This window comes from Pseudomonas sputi (genome assembly GCF_021603585.1).
GTDB classification, from domain to species: Bacteria; Pseudomonadota; Gammaproteobacteria; order Pseudomonadales; family Pseudomonadaceae; genus Aquipseudomonas; species Aquipseudomonas sputi.
Window position 1 is genome coordinate 1 of sequence record NZ_BQHI01000010.1, and the last position, 15,102, is coordinate 15,102.

General features: G+C 61.1%; 16 protein-coding genes. 5 read left to right on the plus strand and 11 right to left on the minus strand.

Annotated features, from left to right (window positions below):
* Window positions 1-74 precede the first annotated feature (74 nt).
* Both L6D81_RS15680 and L6D81_RS15685 read left to right on the plus strand, forming a co-directional pair.
* Window positions 75-545, plus strand: coding sequence for an RNA methyltransferase (locus L6D81_RS15680; RefSeq protein ID WP_007958066.1), 471 nt, complete (start codon window positions 75-77; stop codon window positions 543-545).
* Between the two features lie 81 nt (window positions 546-626).
* Window positions 627-1,004, plus strand: coding sequence for a YgaP family membrane protein (locus tag L6D81_RS15685; RefSeq protein WP_134022975.1), 378 nt, complete (start codon window positions 627-629; stop codon window positions 1,002-1,004).
* A gap of 3 nt (window positions 1,005-1,007) precedes the next feature.
* Here L6D81_RS15685 and L6D81_RS15690 read toward each other — a convergent pair whose 3' ends face one another.
* Together L6D81_RS15690 and L6D81_RS15695 are read right to left on the minus strand one after the other, a co-directional pair.
* Entirely contained in the window at window positions 1,008-2,237 is a 1,230-nt protein-coding gene (locus tag L6D81_RS15690; RefSeq protein ID WP_236180806.1) for a hypothetical protein, read from the minus strand.
* A 20-nt stretch (window positions 2,238-2,257) separates the two neighbouring features.
* Window positions 2,258-2,707 (minus strand): YcgN family cysteine cluster protein, encoded by a 450-nt coding sequence (locus L6D81_RS15695; RefSeq protein WP_236180807.1) that lies wholly within the window; start codon window positions 2,705-2,707, stop codon window positions 2,258-2,260.
* Window positions 2,708-2,986: 279 nt separating this feature from the next.
* Here L6D81_RS15695 and L6D81_RS15700 point away from each other — a divergent pair, with 279 nt between their 5' ends.
* Window positions 2,987-3,580, plus strand: coding sequence for a nitroreductase family protein (locus L6D81_RS15700; protein WP_236180809.1), 594 nt, complete (start codon window positions 2,987-2,989; stop codon window positions 3,578-3,580).
* Between the two features lie 50 nt (window positions 3,581-3,630).
* Here the strand turns inward: L6D81_RS15700 and L6D81_RS15705 are convergent, their stop codons facing one another.
* The 4 genes from L6D81_RS15705 to L6D81_RS15720 all read right to left on the minus strand — a co-directional run bounded on the left by L6D81_RS15705 (window position 3,631) and on the right by L6D81_RS15720 (window position 7,873).
* The gene (locus L6D81_RS15705) at window positions 3,631-4,563 is read right to left on the minus strand and encodes a D-2-hydroxyacid dehydrogenase (protein WP_236180811.1); all 933 of its coding nucleotides are present in this window, start codon (window positions 4,561-4,563) and stop codon (window positions 3,631-3,633) included.
* Window positions 4,564-4,669: 106 nt separating this feature from the next.
* Complete coding sequence (locus L6D81_RS15710) at window positions 4,670-4,963, minus strand: YcgL domain-containing protein (RefSeq protein WP_007958052.1); 294 nt, start codon at window positions 4,961-4,963, stop codon at window positions 4,670-4,672.
* Window positions 4,960-6,093: a ribonuclease D gene (rnd, locus tag L6D81_RS15715; protein ID WP_007958043.1), complete on the minus strand. Its 1,134-nt coding sequence runs from the start codon at window positions 6,091-6,093 to the stop codon at window positions 4,960-4,962. Before rnd ends, L6D81_RS15710 begins: the two co-directional genes overlap by 4 nt.
* 130 nt (window positions 6,094-6,223) lie before the next feature.
* Entirely contained in the window at window positions 6,224-7,873 is a 1,650-nt protein-coding gene (locus tag L6D81_RS15720) for a phosphoethanolamine transferase (RefSeq protein WP_236180813.1), read from the minus strand.
* 297 nt (window positions 7,874-8,170) lie between these two features.
* Between L6D81_RS15720 and L6D81_RS15725 the strand changes: the two genes are divergently transcribed.
* Both L6D81_RS15725 and L6D81_RS15730 read left to right on the plus strand, forming a co-directional pair.
* Complete coding sequence (locus L6D81_RS15725; protein WP_236180815.1) at window positions 8,171-9,355, plus strand: cyanate transporter; 1,185 nt, start codon at window positions 8,171-8,173, stop codon at window positions 9,353-9,355.
* Window positions 9,356-9,553: 198 nt separating this feature from the next.
* Window positions 9,554-10,489 carry a LysR family transcriptional regulator gene (locus L6D81_RS15730; RefSeq protein WP_236180822.1) on the plus strand — a complete coding sequence of 312 codons (936 nt, stop codon included), beginning with the start codon at window positions 9,554-9,556 and terminating at the stop codon, window positions 10,487-10,489.
* 3 nt (window positions 10,490-10,492) lie between these two features.
* Here L6D81_RS15730 and L6D81_RS15735 read toward each other — a convergent pair whose 3' ends face one another.
* The 5 genes from L6D81_RS15735 to L6D81_RS15755 form a co-directional block, all read right to left on the minus strand.
* Window positions 10,493-10,858, minus strand: coding sequence for a 5-carboxymethyl-2-hydroxymuconate Delta-isomerase (locus tag L6D81_RS15735; RefSeq protein ID WP_236180824.1), 366 nt, complete (start codon window positions 10,856-10,858; stop codon window positions 10,493-10,495).
* 57 nt (window positions 10,859-10,915) lie between these two features.
* Complete coding sequence (locus L6D81_RS15740; RefSeq protein WP_236180826.1) at window positions 10,916-11,842, minus strand: LysR substrate-binding domain-containing protein; 927 nt, start codon at window positions 11,840-11,842, stop codon at window positions 10,916-10,918.
* 72 nt (window positions 11,843-11,914) lie between these two features.
* Complete coding sequence (locus L6D81_RS15745) at window positions 11,915-14,011, minus strand: DUF6311 domain-containing protein (RefSeq protein WP_236180827.1); 2,097 nt, start codon at window positions 14,009-14,011, stop codon at window positions 11,915-11,917.
* Entirely contained in the window at window positions 14,008-14,394 is a 387-nt protein-coding gene (locus tag L6D81_RS15750) for a GtrA family protein (protein WP_236180829.1), read from the minus strand. Before L6D81_RS15750 ends, L6D81_RS15745 begins: the two co-directional genes overlap by 4 nt.
* Complete coding sequence (locus tag L6D81_RS15755; protein WP_236180830.1) at window positions 14,391-15,101, minus strand: class I SAM-dependent methyltransferase; 711 nt, start codon at window positions 15,099-15,101, stop codon at window positions 14,391-14,393. Before L6D81_RS15755 ends, L6D81_RS15750 begins: the two co-directional genes overlap by 4 nt.
* Window position 15,102 lies beyond the last annotated feature (1 nt).

Below are 15,102 nucleotides of genomic sequence, written 5' to 3' on the forward strand. Positions count from 1 at the left end.
GATCTGTCCTGAATCTGCCCGCCCTCCCCCAATCCCCGTATAATCGCCCTCTTTTTCCCGAAGGCACCCCGCTCGTGGCAGACAAACGGTACAGCTGCATTGGTTTGTATAACCCCAAATCACCGGAAAACGTCGGTTCGGTGATGCGCGCCGCAGGCTGTTATGGCGTATCGACCGTGTTCTACACCGGCAAGCGCTATGAACGCGCCGCCGACTTCGTCACCGACACCAAGCGCGTGCACTACGACATCCCGCTGATCGGCATCGACGACCTGAAGAAGATCCTGCCGCTCAATTGCGTCCCGGTTGCCGTGGAACTGGTCGACGGCGCCCGCCCGCTGCCCGAATACACCCACCCGGATCGTGCCCTGTACATCTTCGGCCCCGAAGACGGCTCGCTGGATCAGGAGATCCGCGACTGGTGCGAAGACGTCGTGTACATCCCGACCACCGGTTGCATGAACCTCGCCGCCACGGTCAACGTTGTGCTCTACGACCGCATGGCCAAAGGCCTGAACACCCGCTCCGGGCCGAAATTCCGCTGAAACGCCGCACATCCGATGGAACGAGCTGACGGCCTGCGCAGTCAGCTTGTTTATCCATCACTCATTGCCTGGAGAAAGATCATGACCGAGCTCAAACGCGTCGAACGTATCGAATCCACCCCGTTCCAGAGCCGTTCCGAACAGAACGTCGAAGGCTGGGAGCGCATCGGCTCGCTGGCCGGCGGCGTGATCATGGTCGGCAAGGGCCTGCGTCGTGGTGGGGTGTTCGGGCTGATTCAGGTGGCGATTGGCGGCGTGGCCATGGCTCGCGGCATCACCGGGCACAGTTCGGTGAAAAGCCTGCTGGAGAAAAGCCGTCAGGACATGAACAACGTGCGAGCAAAGATCGAGCGGGCCGGTGAAGAGCTGAGCAAGCTCAAGGCCAATGCCGAAGCGGCGACCAACACCGCCACGGTGACCGGCAATGATTCGGTGAAATCGCCGAAAGCCGGGGTTTGACCGCTACCGAAGTAAGGCGGTATCGAGGACCAGAGACGACTCGCCGAGAATGCTTTCGGCGAGTTGCACGAACTCTTTGGTGTCCACCGTCCCCAGATGCATCGCCCCGCGCAGCACATCATCCAGCGAGCGCTTGTTGCGGGTCTTCAGGCGAATCTCGCCATCCAGTTCCTGTAACAGCAGCACCGCTTTCGACACCTGCGCCGGACTGATCTGTTCGCCGCGCAGGGTCGTGACTGTCTGGCTGTCCTTCGCCAGTTTCGCCTGCAAACTCTGATAACGCTCGTCGCTCATGCCGCCCGCACGGCGCACCAGTTCAATGGCGTAATACTCGGCGAACCCTTCGCTGATCCAGTCGCTGCGCTGTTCGTCGTTGATCCGCCCGAACACCTGTGCCAGCTCGCGCACCAGAGCACTGCTGCCGCTTTCGCTGACCAGCGGCAACCGCGTGTTGAGGTAGATCGACTCCCGCGCCGCCAGGCTGCCACGCCACATCGGGTCGTTGGCGCCGACGATCAACAGTTTGCTCGGATGGCGGGGAAACACCGCCTGCACCTGCGGCCAGACGAACGTCAGCAGCGTCAGCACGTCCATCCGGCGCATACCCTGCCCCTGCGGCGAGGCCACGGTGACCTCGGTTTCGCCCAGCCGGGTGCGGCGGCTGCCGAGGTGGCCGGCGAGCATCCAGCCAGTCGGGCGGTCGAACAGGCGTGACGGATTATCGATGCGGAATGTGTTCTTGCCGATGCGCGGCCAGGCGGTTTCGACGCTTTTCCAACCGTCGGGCAATTGGACGTGCAGGCGCGCGATCAACTCAATGCCGTCCTGTTGATCGAGCTTGGCCGGCGGCACCAGTTCATCGCCGCGCATCAACGCCCAGGTCGGCGTCATGCGCGTGTCGAAGCTGCCGTTCTTGCGGCCGTGGCTGATGCGCACGCGGTAGGTCAGGCTGGCTTTGTCCGCCGCTGGTCGCCAGATCCCGCGCGCCGGTTTGCCCGGTGTCAGTTGCCACTGGCCGTCGGCCTTGAACTCGCTGTAGTGGCTGCCATCGCCAAGATCGAAATCCAGACTGCGCACCGCTTCGCCCTTGGCAAGGGTCAGGCGCACTTCGGCCTGATCGCTCTGCGGCAGCAGGCGTACCTGATAATCCAGATCGACTTTCTTTGCCGCCCACACCGGCGCACTGAGCGCCAGCAGCGTGACGATCAGCGTCCGGCGCAATCCCGTCGCCATGCCTGCTCCTTGGTGAGTCGTTAACCTGCGCGGAAAATCAGGTGATCTTCCCAGTCGTCTTCCGGCACGCTGCCTTCGGCGAGCATGCGCCCTGACTGGGAGATCCGTTCGTGGTGCACCGCGTCGCGATCACCGCAGACCAGGTGATGCCACAGCGGCAGGTCCTTGCCTTCGCTGACCAGCCGATAACCGCAGGTCGGCGGCAGCCATTTGAACGCTTCGGCCTGGCCCGGGGTGAGCTGGATGCAGTCCGGGACAAACTGCATGCGGTTCGGGTAATCGCTGCACTGACAGGTCTTGAGGTCCAGCAGTTTGCAGGCGATGCGCGTGTAATAGACGCTGTTGTCTTCTTCATCCTCGAGCTTTTGCAGGCAGCACAGGCCGCAGCCGTCGCACAGCGATTCCCATTCCTCGTGATCGAGTTGATCGAGGGTTTTGCGCATCCAGAACGGTTCGACTTTGGCGGCCATGGCTCAAGCATCAACATCAGGTGGTGAAAAAGCCGCCAGTCTAGTGCCCAAGGCCCTGTGTTCCAAGCGCCGGCGACTGCCGGTTGTGCAGGGCTTGTCAGTTTTTGCGCGGCCAAGTAGCTTTGCCGGTCACACCAGGCCTTTGCCGGATGCCATTAACGCTCGACCGCGTCGCACCCGGTGAACGGCAGGCTTGCGCCACAACCCCATCGTTCAGCCCAACTGATCCCGCCGGGTTTCGCTTCCAACCTGTCCTCAAACGTAGCAAGGAATCTTTCGATGAGTGCCAACCCTCGCGTTGCCGAATACGCCATTCACCCGCAGTTCACCGATCGCTGGTCGCCCCGCGCCTTCACCGGCGAAGCGATCCCGGAAGAAACCCTGCTGAGCTTCTTCGAAGCCGCACGCTGGGCGCCGTCGGCGTACAACTCGCAGCCATGGCGCTTTCTCTACGCCCGGCGCGACACGCCGAACTGGGAGCGTTTCCTGGGCCTGCTCAATGAATTCAACCGCAGTTGGGCACAGCACGCATCGGCGCTGGTGATCGTGATTTCAAAAACCACCTTCACCGCACCGGGCGCCACCGAAGAAACCCCGGCGCTGTGGCACACCTTCGACACCGGTTCGGCCTGGGGCCATCTGGCGCTGCAAGCGAGCCTGAGCGGCTGGCACACCCACGGCATGGCCGGCTTCGATCAGGAGCTGACCCGCAAGGAGCTGAACATTCCAGAAGGCTATGCGTTGCACGCCGCCGTTGCGGTGGGCAAGCTGGGTGACAAGGCCACCCTGGCGGATTACCTGCAAGCACGAGAAGTACCGAGCCCGCGTCGTCCGCTGAGCGAACTGGCGGCTGAAGGCGACTTCACCCTCTAAGCCCCTTTTGATGATCGTTCCCACGCAGAGCGTGGGAACGATCTCTATAGTCAGTAACCGCGTGCGAAATCCACTTCCCCACGCAACGCTTCACCCGCCTGATACGCGCGCAAGTTATCCAGAAACAACTGCACCATCATCGGCGGCGAGGTCGGCGCCGAGCTGTGCCCGGTCAGCAGCAAGCCCCACGCGGTCCAGAACGGATGCCGTTGCGGCAGCGGTTCCTGACGGCAGACGTCGATCACCGCGCCGGCCAGATGGCCTTCTTTCAACGCCTCGACCAGATCCGCATCGACCACCGCCACACCGCGTCCGGCGTTGATGAACAACCCGGTCGGCTTGAATTGCTTGAACAGCGCAGCGTCGTAGATGTCGTGGGTGTGCTCGGTGTTGGGCAGCAGGTTGACCACGTAATCCGCTTCGCCCACCAGCCGTGGCAAGTCCGCCATCGAACCGACTTCGACAAACGGCGCCTGTTCGCGGGCGCTGCTGGCGATGCCGTACAACTCGACGCCGAACGGCAGCAGGAACTGCGCCACGCTCTGGCCGATGTCGCCGGTGCCGACGATCAGCACTTTGCGTCCGACCAGGCTCTGGCCGGTGCGGTTGTCCCATTTGCGCTCGACCTGGCTGACCAGCCGCGCCAGCACTTCGCGCTCGTGGCCGAGCATGTAGGTCAACACGTATTCAGCCATCACCTGGCCGAAAATCCCGACCGCCCGGGTCAGGCGGTAATCGCGGCGCAAACCGTCGGCCAGCAGCGGTGTGATGCCGGCCCAGGTCGATTGCAGCCATTGTGGCTGGTGGCCCTGACGCAACAGGGTCGCCAGCAGATCCGGCTGGCCCAGCCACACCGGGCAATCGACGGCCTGGCGGGCCAGCTCGGCGGAGTCGCCGCTGGTCAGCACTTCAAGCTCCGGGGCCGCCTGACTCAGCAGTCGGGCGTATTTCGCGTGGTCGTGTTCAGCAATCAGAACGCGCATTTTCAAACCTTTCGCAAACCGTGCAGGCGGCCGCCCACTTCGTGGCAGCCGTCGCCGTAAAAACCGTTCCAGGGGTAACAAGAGGCCCAGGACAGGGCCTCGCAGGTCAGACCGGGTCGTTGCGTCGCAGCAACTCTTCGGGCAAGTGCTCGATGTACTCTTCCTCGGCCGGTGGCATTTGCAGGTGATAGCCCTGCTTCTCGAGGTTTTCCAGGACCACGGCGATGTCTTCACTGGCCAGCTTGCGCTCGGGCGTCAGCACCAGATCGAAGGAATGCTTCGCCTTGCCGAACGCCGCCATCAGACCTTCCGGCACGCGCTCCAGCGCATCGCTCTTGAGCACGTACAGGTACATGCCGCTTTTCTTCGAACTTTGATAAATGGAACAAATACGTTTCAAGGCTGTTCTCCGGCGGTGGCCAGGCTGTCGAGCAGCTTCTGGCCCATCAATTCGCGGCGCCAGCCACGCAGCGAATCAGGCAATTGGTAAGGGCCCTCGGGGAAGCCGCTTTTGACCAGGGCTTCGAGCGTTTTCTTGCGCAGCATCAGTTCCGGCGCGATGCCCAGACGTTCAGCTTCAGCCTGACCGAGCGCGCGCAGCTGTTTGATCAGCGCGGCGGCTTCGATCGGCAATGGCTCCGGCACAGCTGGCGGCCATTGATCAGGCCCCACACTGCCAGAGCGCTTGATCAGATCAAGCAGAAACTCGCCGTCCTGACGCACGGTACGCGGGTGCATGTCTTCGATCTTGCCCAGCGCGCTGAGGTTGTCCGGTTGGGTCCGGGCCAGCGGCCACAGCGAGTGTTCACGGACGATGCGATTGCGCGGCAGATCGCGGGCGCGGGCTTCGCGCTCACGCCAGGCGCACAGTTCGCGCAGTACAGCCAGCTGGGCGCGGGACAGTTTCCACGCCAGTTTGGCCTCGCGATAGACCTCGTACGGATCGGTTTCGCGGCGCAGGTTGGCGACCAGTTCGGCGCCGTCCTCCAGCACCCAGGCGAATTTGTCGTCGGACAGTTTCGGACGCAGTTGTACGAAAACCTCCGCCAGATGCACGGCGTCTTCGGCGGCATAGCTGATTTGCGTGTCGGACAACGGACGCTGCAACCAGTCGGAACGGGTTTCGCCCTTGGGCAGTTCGATGCCAAGCACTTCCTGCACCAGACGCGAATAGCCCATCGAAAACCCGAGGTTCAGGTAGGCAGCGGCCAGTTGGGTGTCGAACAGCGGCGCCGGCAGGCTGCCGGTCAGGCGCAGCAGGACTTCAAGGTCTTCGCTGCAGGCGTGCAGGACTTTGAGCACCGCCGGGTTTTCGAGCAACGCAGCCAAGGGTTGCCAGGCGTTGATGGTCAGCGGGTCGATCAGGTAGGCGCGTTTGCCGTCGCCGACCTGCAAGAGGCCGGCAATCGGGTAGAAGGTGTCGACCCGCATGAATTCGGTGTCGAGGGCAACGAACGGCAGCTGCTGCCACTCGGCGCAAAACTGCGCGAGGCTATCGTTGTCGCGAATCCAGTGAATATCGATGGCCACACGGCTCTCCCTTCAAGAATGGCGCGCAGTATATATCGCCACCGGCGCTTTCCGCGCCTCTACAGGGCAAGAGCTTGATGAAATCTCCTGCCTGAGGGAAAGAATAGTCTTACAGAGTGAGTCTGCCGGCTCACTCCTTGGCCAACACCCCGTCGATCACCGCGCCCCGGCAACCGGCAAACAGGTCGAGATCCTGCTGGTAGACCTTGCTCTGCACTTCCAGCAAACCGAGCATCGAGTGGAACAGGTTGTCCTGGCTCAGCGGCTTGTCGCGGCTCATTTGCAGGCAATGGGTGTCGACCGAGTAGGACTTCTGATAGCTGTCGGAGAACCAGGCCAGCATCGCTACGTGTTTTTGCTGCTCCGGCGCCAGCATGTACGGCGTGCCGTGGAGGAACAGGTTGTACTCGCCCAGGGATTCGCCGTGGTCGGACAGGTAAAGCATGGCGGTATCGACCTTGTCCTGATTGCTGCGCAACACATCGATCAGGCTCGACAGCACATGGTCGGTGTACACCAGCGTATTGTCGTAGCCGTTGACGATGCTCTCGCGGCTGCAATTGTTCAGTGCGTTGCTTTCACACACCGGGGTGAAGTGTTCGTATTCCTTTGGATAACGCTTGAAATACTCCGGCCCGTGGCTACCCATCTGGTGCAGGACCAACACGGTGTCCTTGTCCAGGTGATCGATAAAGCTTTGCAGGCCTTGCAAGAGGATTTCGTCGCGGCATTCGCTGTTGGCGCACAGTGCCGGGTCTTTCAGATTGCTGACATCCTGCAGGGTGACGCGATCGCAGGTGCCCTTGCAGCCGGACTGATTGTCGCGCCAGATCACGTCGATCCCGGCACGCTTGAGCACGTCCAGCAGCCCTTCCTCATTCTTCGCCTTGCTGGCGTCGTAATCCTTGCGGCCCATGTTGGAGAACATGCACGGCACCGACACGGCGGTTTCCGTACCGCAGGAATGCACGTCGGTAAAGGCGATCAGGCCGGCTTCCTTGTCCAGTGTCGGCGTGGTGTCGCGGTCATAACCGAGGATGCCGAAGTTTTCCGCCCGGGCACTTTCCCCCACCACCAGCACCGTCAGGGATTTGCGCGGATGGTTCTGCACGGCGGCGTTGCGCTGGGCGTCTTCACCGATCGTGACGAACGGTTGCTGCGCCGAAGCTACTTGCTCACGCAGATAACCGGCCGAGGCGCCAATGTAGTTGCTCGGCACCAGCATCAGGCGAATTTCATGGTGATTGCGAAACAGCGAGGACAAACCCTGATAGTTGGCTAACGCCACGCCGCCAATAACCGCGACCGACGCGACACTTACTACAACTTTACTTAACAACTCGCGATGCCAGCGACGATAGTTGACTGGAACTTTCCATAACAACCACGACGGCAAGACACCCAGAAACACGATATAAGCGAACAACTTCAAAGACAGCAGATCGCGAACTTCCGTGGCATTGGTTTCAGCAAAATTGCGAAACATGCCGGCATCGATCATGACCCCGTATTGGCTCATGAAATAAGCCACGCCGGCACTGACCATGAACAACAACGTCAACACCGGTTTCAATACGGGTCGAAACGCCAGCAACGTCAGCACAATGTTATAGGCCGCGAAGATCATCACCCCGAACGCAATGCGCATGGCAATGCCCTTGCCGTCCGCAGTGGTGATGTCGGACAGGTGTTGCCAGAGCACGAAATTGAATCCGGTCAAAAGAAAGGCGCTGGCAAACAACGTCACCCATTCCGGGCGTACGGCTTTTAACTTGAACATGGCGAGGGGCGATTTCCTTGAAGTAAGTGCCGTCGTCAATTGTGAAAATTTCATTGACTCAGACCACACAAACTTTAAGCAGGCAACCATCAATTTTTTGTGAAAAAGAAGCCAACGATTAGTTGGCTCAAGAAATAACCGTGAAACTTTCGGCGTATTTGAGAATGGTTCAGCTGTGGTTCAGTTGTGGGCGACGAGGTCGCGTATCGAATTTCTCGATAGCGCTTCCGACTTTCTGATTTGCCGCCCCGCTCGCCTGCCCGCCTAATCGACAGCCTCTGGTTCAAAGGTCTGAAGATGGAAAACGTTCGCGCCACTGCCCGCCCCGCCATCTGGCTGATGCTCGGCATCATCCTGGTCGCCCTCAACCTGCGCCCGTCGATGGCGGCGGTCGGGCCCTTGCTCTCGGCCATTCGCGGCGATATAGCGCTGAGTTTCAGCCTCGCAGCGTTGCTGACCCTGCTACCGGTGATGGCGATGGGGCTGGCGATGTTTTTCGGCATGGCGGTCAGCCAGCGCCTCGGTGAACAGCGCACGGTGCTGCTGTCGTTGTTGATCATTGGCGTAGCAACGCTGTCGCGCTTGTTTCTCGACTCGGCCGGCGGATTGATCGCCAGCGCCGTGCTGGCCGGGATCGGCATTGCACTGATCCAGGCCTTGATGCCCGTGCTGATCAAATCGCGGTTTCCCGACAACGTGGCGCTGTGCATGGGCCTTTATGTCACCTCGATCATGGGCGGCGCGGCGCTGGCCGCTTCGTTCGCACCGTGGGTGCTGATGCAGACCGGCAACTGGCGGGCGGGTCTGGCGGTCTGGGCGGTTCTGGCACTGCTCGCCATTCCTGTGTGGTGGACAACCCGCGCCACGGCGCCGGACACCAACCAGGCCGCTGTCAGAAAAGAATCCTTCTTCACGAATTCCCGCGCCTGGCTGCTGGCAATCTTCTTCGGTCTCGGCACCGCGTCCTACACCTGCGTGCTCGCCTGGCTGGCGCCGTACTACGTGGAAAAGGGCTGGAGCGAACAAAATGCCGGCCTGATGCTGGGTTTTCTGACGGCCATGGAGGTGATTTCCGGGCTGGTGGTGCCCGCCATCGCCAATCGCAGCCGTGACCGACGCCAGGTGCTTGGCGCCCTGCTCAGTCTGATCATCGCCGGATTCCTGGGTCTGATCCTCAGCCCGCAGCACCTGAGCCTGCTGTGGCCCTGCCTGCTCGGGCTGGGCATCGGCGGACTGTTCCCGATGAGTCTCATCGTGTCCCTCGATCACCTCGACGAACCGCAACGTGCCGGCGGGCTGACCGCGTTCGTACAAGGTATCGGCTACCTGATTGCCGGGCTGTCGCCCTTGATGGCCGGACTGGTTCGCGATCGACTGGGCAGCTTCGAGTGGGCGTGGTGGTCACTGACGGCAGTGATGGCGCTGATGCTGCTGATGGTGCTGCGTTTCAACCCGCGGCATTACGCCCGGCACATGGACTGATCAATTCGACCCGTCTGGATAAAGGCTTCTGGCCATCTTTGCCGGGTTTGATTGGGCACGTCGTGTTACTAAAACTTTCTGTCCCACAAGTGACCGTGAAAAGTCCTACAGGGCTTTCTCCTGGCACCATCGTTCCGTTACGATCATGCGCACACGTTTGCGCAGATTCGGCGCAAGGAGCACAGCGAGACAGAACGGATGCTGAACAGTAACTTGCTTAGAAAGCTCGACATGCAGGATCTCATGGTGTTTGTCGCCGTGTATGAGCAAAGCAGCGTCACCGACGTTTCGGAGGCGCTGTTCGTCAGCCAGTCCACCGTCAGTTACTGCCTGAAAAAACTGCGCAACAGCTTCGAAGACGAATTGTTCGTCAACACCCGCACAGGCATGCGCCCGACCTACAAAGCCTGCAGCATGTATGGCCATGTGCAGAAAATCCTCGAAAGCATCAACCTCTGCCACGCCGGCGCCCCGACCTTCGACCCGATGGCGCAACCGGTGACCTTCAACATCTGCGCACCGGAATACTTCGAGCAATTGATTCTGCCGCGAATGTTGAAGCGCTTCGACTTCAATGACTTGCCGGTGATGGTCAACATGCACAAGTTCGAAACCGACGTGCCAGTCGAAGAATTGCGTGATGGCAGTCTCGATCTGGTGATCTGCTTCGGCCCGCACTTCCATCGCAGCCACGCCGACCTGAAATCACGCATGCTGCTGGAAGACGACCTGGTCTGCGTGTTTGACAAACGCGCCACGCCGCTGGAGCCGCGCCTGAGCCTGCAAGCCTTCACCGAACGCCGGCATGTGTTCCCGACACCCTGGACGTCGACCACCAACATGGTCGATGGCTGGCTGGCGCGGCAGGCGCAGAAACGCCAGATCGTCGCCCGCTCCAACAGTTACAGCGCGGCGTTGAAGATGATCACCGGCACCGATTTCATCCTCACCCTGCCCCGGCGGATCCAGCGTTTGCTGACCAACGACGCCGTGTTCAATCACTGCGAGGCGCCGAATGGCCTGCCGGGATTCACCCTCGACATGCAGTGGAGCCACAACGTCGATCAGGACAGCGCCAACCTCTGGCTGCGCGAGCAGATCATCAAGACCTGCGCGGAGCTGGAAGCCGCCTGAGTCCTACACGCCAATGGCGGTCTTGTTGTAGGACCCACGGTCGATGTCGAGCAGTTCCACGCTCAACTGCACCTCGACCCCGGCCGGCCATTCGCACAGTTCCTGCAACACCGCCAGCAGGCTCTGCGACAGTTGCGTCTTGATCTCCGGGGAACGACCGCTGAGCAGCGCCAGCCTTACCGCCACAAAGGCACGCTCGTTCATGGCGGTGCCGACCTTGAAGGTCTCAACCTTGGTCGCACGACTTTTGATATCGAACTCCTGGACGAACTGACCTGACCCCACCAGGGTGTTGTTGAGCCGGATCAACGCCACGTCGGCGTTCAGTTGCGGCAGGTTGGCGGTGTATTCGAGGTGCAGGTGTGGCATATCGGTGCTCCGGTGGTTTGGCACAAAGGCCGTACATATAACACAGCAACGCCTGACTCACGCCAGCGGCGCCATCACCGGTCGCTCACTCATGAATTGCTCCAGCCGCGAACGCAACCAACGCTCGGCCGGGTCACTGTCGACGTGACTGAGCCAGACCATCGACAGGTCGAGGGTCGGGGTCTTGAACGGGAACGGCTCTTTGAACAGCAGCCCGGAAGCGGCCATGGCCTCCGCGGTGTAGTCCGGCAGGCTGGCGATCAGATTGGTGCCGGCCAGCAGCGCCGGCAACGAACTGTACTGCGGCACCGACAACACCACTTGGCGGGTGCGACCGATGTCCGCCAGCCACTCATCGGCATAGCCACTGACATTGGCGGTGTGGGAAACCAGCACATGGGGGCGTGCGCAATATTCATCGAGGGTCAGCGGCGTGTCGGACTTGTCGGCGCGCAGGATGCTCGGCTGGATGTGCCGTAGCAGTTTGCGCTTGGCATTGGCCGGCAGGCCGCGGGTCTGGCTGATGCCGACGGTGATGTCGCCCGCCGCCAGCAAGTCGGGAATCCGCCAGTAATCGGCGTGCTGCACCACGAACACCACGCTCGGCGCCTCCTGGCGCAAGGCGCGCAACAGCGGCGGCAGCAGGCCGAATTCAACGTCGTCCGACAGGCCGATGCGAAAGGTCATGGTGCTGACGGCGGGGTCGAAATCGCGGGTCAGGCTCAGGGCCACCGACAGCGAATCGAGCGCGGGCTTGAGATGACGATAAATGTCTTCGGCGCGGGCGGTCGGCTCCATGCGATGGCCGACGCGGATGAACAACGGGTCATTAAGCATGGTGCGCAGGCGATTGAGCGCCGAGCTGATGGTCGGCTGGCCGAGAAACAGTTTCTCGGCGGCCCGGGTCACGTTGCGTTCGAGCATCAAAGTCTCGAACACTACCATCAGGTTGATGTCGGCCTTGCGTAGTTCATTACGGTTCATCCATTGCCCCCCGATCCCCAGATGGCGGCAGTGTAGAAAGGCCGTGGGGGCGGCGTCCATCGAAACGCTGCGTCATTGCACCGTCAACGTCTTCAGCCCCAGCCCCATGATCCGCGAATCGTCGTTGATACCCAGTTGTCGGGGACTGACGGCATCCGGCAACCGCAATTCGATATCGAGCCGGTCATCGCTCCCGAGGCGCTGACCGAGCTGGGCGCTGATGGGGATTTCCAGGCGATTGCCTTGAAACTGCGTCAAACGGGTTTCCAGTACCTGTTGACCATTCAGACTGACGATCACCCGCTGGCCGGGGTGCCCGGGCTGGATGAATGCCAATGCGTCGATCACGATTGAACGCACCGGGGGCAACACCCGCAATTCGATTTTCGCCTGTTGCCCTTCCGTCCACGTCCCCCAGCTTTCCGGCTTCGACCAGCCGCTGGTCAGTTGCCGGTTTCGATAATTGAAGGCCAGCACCTGTCCCGGGCGACTGAGGGGGATCATTGACATCCGCCGCCCCTCATCCTGCACGGACAGGCACTGCGCACAGCGTTTCCAGCCCGGCGCCAGCACCACGACGCCGTCCACGCGCGTCAGCAGATCGGTTTCACTGTTGATGGTTCTGGCGGCATCGACCAGCGCATCGTCGTCCAAGAGGTACAGAGCATCCACGTCGTACTGCCCCGAGTCGAGCATCGCGCGTGCTTTGTGCTGTGCCCGCGCCAGCGCCGAAGTGCTCATGCGTCCCAGATAGACCGCATCGGTTTTCAGCCCGTGGGTCGCTGCGAAACTGGCAATCATCTGCCAGCGCTCACCCTGGTTCTGTGGCATCAGGCTGCGGACCTTGGCATAACGCGCAGCGGCACTCGTCCAGAATGGATCAGCCATCGGACTGTCCCAGACCGCCGAAGATGCCAGCATTTTTCCCTGCCGCAGCCCCATCCACCCGCTGCGTGTATCGACGATCTGGATCAGCAGCGCCACCGCGAGCAAACCGATGGCGACAGGCGGCCGATAACCGCGTACCACCAGAAAAATCGCAGCCAGAATGCAGATATACAGAACCGGCCAGAACATCCGGCCCGAGGCACGAAAGATATTGGCCAGCGCGACGAGGCTTTTCGGCAGCGGATAATCGAGGTTCAACGCCCCGATGCCAATCTGATTCGACAGCGCGAACAGCCATAATCCGAACAGGGCCATCAACAGCCATGGACGTGCGCGCACCTGATCGTTAAAAGGTTGGCGGTTCCGAAACCAGGCAAACAGCGCCAGCGGCACCAATAAGAGAACGCCCAGGCCAAGGTAGTTGAAACCTTCGTAATCCCCGTCAGCCTTCGGCAGATCGGGCAGGATCAATGACCAGCCGGCCGGGTCGAGGGGCGACAGCAGATTCATCCGGTACAAACCAAACCCACCGGAGGCCGCGCCATCGGCAATGCTGAAGTACCCGGCCTGCCAGCAACACACGCTCACCAGGGCGAAAAGCATGCCCCCTTCGATCACAGCCTGACGCCGGGTCAAAGACTGATTGAATGTCTTGCCCAGCAGATCCGCCACCCAGATCAGCGCGACCATGGCCAGCAGGTAGGCGTGCACCCATGCCGTCACCGCCAGCAAGGCTCCCCAGGCGAGGCGCCGTCGACTCAGGTTCGGCAGCAGCGCGAGATACAGCGCCGCCAGGATCAGGAAATGCCCCGCCAGAGAAAGATGCCCGCCCATGCGCAAGAACATCGCTGGCGAGAACAGCAGCAGCCCGGCGCCCAGCAGTCGGATCAAGGAATGGGGTGTCATCAGCCCGATCAGTTTCCAGCCGAACCAGGCTTGCAGGACACAACAGACCAGCAGCCACAATCCGAAATACTGAAAGGTGTCCGGCAGCCAGGCACTGAAAGGTTTGAACAGCAGCGCCAGCAAAGGATTGGAGTCGGAAAAAATGATCGCACTGCCCAATTCCAACCCGTAAGACGGATTGAGCCCGAGCGGGAAAGTCCACGGCGAATGCCGGAAAAACGCCCAGCCCAGATAATGCGTTGCAGGATCGCCCTGCTGCAGCCAGGCGATGTTCTGTGGGTTGAGCGCCTGCGGCCCGACCACCAGAAAAAACACCAGAACACCCAACAGCAGCGGCAACAGGGCAAGCGCCGGGTGCTCCCGTGAATCCTTCATCGATATGTCCAGAAGTTATGCAGTACGAAGGTGAATGCCGGAATCGTCAGCGCCACGGCACCGATGCCGGCGAGATAGTGCAGCCCGGCTATCTGGGCTGCCCAGGCCACGAACATCGCCAACAGAAAGCCACCCGCCGACACCAGCATGAAACGCAGCAAGGTTTTGCCGTGCAGTCGGGCAGAAAAACTCCAGGTGGTGTTGATCACATAGGACACCACTGTCGCCACAATAAAAGCCACACCGTTGGCCAACGGAGGCAGCGGGCTGACAACGTTGATGAACAGCACCGCCACCAACGCATGCAATGCGGTGACCAACAGACCGGTCACGGCAAAGCGCAAGCCGCGCTGAATCAAGGCGGATCTGTCGGTGGCCGTCACGGTTTGCGCGCCAGCACGAACACACTCAAACCCGCCAGACGGTTCGTGCCCATCAAAGGCAGCTCAAGTCGGCACAGCGTCTTCAGAACGGAATTGACCAGCGGATGATGGCGCTTGAGCTGCGAACGAGGGGCCGAGCCATGGGCAGTGCCAGGCAACAGACGGGAGGCAAGCGCAATGGGGAACACCGCGCCGAAATAGTAGGCGCCCCGTTCAACCTGCAACCCGGCATCGGCGGCCAGGTTTTCGAACTGCGTCAGGGTGTAGCGACGCTTGTGTTCGAGGAAGTCATCGTGACCGCTCCACATGAACTGGAACGCCGGCACGGTCATCAGGAAGCGACTGCCGGACGGCACTTTATCGACGTAGGACTTGAGCAGGCCGAGGTCGTCATCGACGTGCTCCAGCACATCCATCAGCAGCACCAGATCTGCGTCCACGCTGTCGATAGAGCGGCGGTAATGCACCGGTTTTCCGGCGGTGGTGGCGCTGGAGTCAGCCGGGTAGCTGATGTCCACGCACCACGCTTCGCGCGCTGTCGTGTGGGTCAACAAATGATGGGAGAAGAACCCTGAACCGGCGCCGACATCGAGAATTCGTTTGATCGGTGCTTCACCCAGCAAGCGGCGGGTGGCGGCCGCTTTGGAGCAGTAGTACCAATGTTCGCCGATGCTGTCGCCGAGGATGTCGGTTTCCTTGAGGTCCATC